The organism is Mycobacterium sp. TH-M106, from assembly GCF_057473765.1.
On record NZ_JBYCLE010000307.1, the window covers coordinates 1 to 1,090 of the forward strand.

2 protein-coding genes are annotated in these 1,090 nt (G+C 67.9%); one reads left to right on the forward strand and one right to left on the reverse strand.

Annotated elements, in window-relative coordinates; all coding sequences use genetic code 11:
* Positions 1-851: RNA-guided endonuclease InsQ/TnpB family protein (locus AC2VOP_RS10605; RefSeq protein ID WP_486960922.1), on the reverse strand; the 851-nt coding region annotated here is incomplete at its 3' end.
* A gap of 40 nt (positions 852-891) precedes the next feature.
* Between AC2VOP_RS10605 and AC2VOP_RS10610 the strand changes: the two genes are divergently transcribed.
* On the forward strand, positions 892-1,090 hold a 199-nt coding region (locus AC2VOP_RS10610), incomplete at its 3' end, for a hypothetical protein (RefSeq protein ID WP_486960923.1).

Consider the following 1,090-nt stretch of genomic DNA (forward strand, 5'->3'; position numbering starts at 1 on the left):
TCGGCGACCGTGACTTGGCCGCCCCGCCATGCCTGCTTGTAGTGCAGCTGGCGGGCGAACTCGGCCCAGGCGGCATCCGATATCGCGCGGGCCAGCCGGTGGTTGGCCAGCATCCCGGCCACATGCAGGTCCTCGATGACGAGCCGGTCGTGGGTCTTGACCAGCTGGTTGGACACCTGGTGGGCAAAATGCCGCCGCGCATTGGCGACGTGTTGGTGATGCCGGCCGAGCCTGGCGGCGGCATCACGGCGGTTATGTGATCCTCTCTGTTTGCGGGACAACGATCTTGCCAGCCGGCGCTGTCGGGCCATGCCGGTGGCGAGGGCTTTGGGAGCCTCGGTGATGCGGGCGACCTCGGTGCCAGTTGTGTCGGCGGCGACCACGAACGCCGACAGGCCACGGTCAATGCCAACCCAGCCGCCGGCATCGTCGGGAGCGCGGGGCGGGTGTTGGGCGAAGCGGTGCAGGTCGGCTGCCTCAACATTGAACGCGACCCACCACCGTCCGGAGTGATGGGACACGGTGGCGAACAGGACCTTTGCGCGATCCTTGGCGAGCATGCGCCGCAGCCGGCGGGTGTCGTCGTGCACCGCGACCGCGCCGATACCGGGCAGGGTGACCGAGCGGGGCCGATCCCCGGTTTTCTTCCAGGCATTGAACGTGTTGATCAGATCAAACCCGGTCCACGGCACCTCGCCGTCCGGGTTGGTCTTCCGGTCGCTGAGTGCGGTTTTGACCAGCCGTAGGCACTGGTTGAACGCGAACCGGGCCGCCCCGGCATGCCGCGCGAGCACCTCGTACTGCTCGGCGGTGGGGTCGAGGCAGAACTTGAACGTGGTGTGCCGGCTCATCATCGGTGATAATCCCACGGCCCACCGACAACACCCTGACGTGCGCGAACGTGTCGGGCCACTCGATCATCATCGTCGGTCATGTGACCTCACACCGCCGCGGCGGCGCTGCTACGACTCCGATCTGTCCGACACCGCCTGGGCACGCATCGCGCGGTTCATCATCCCCGAGCACCCGCACGGCGGTCGGCCCTGCCCGCCCGAGCGGTGGCGCGAATACCTCGACCGCCGACGAAGAC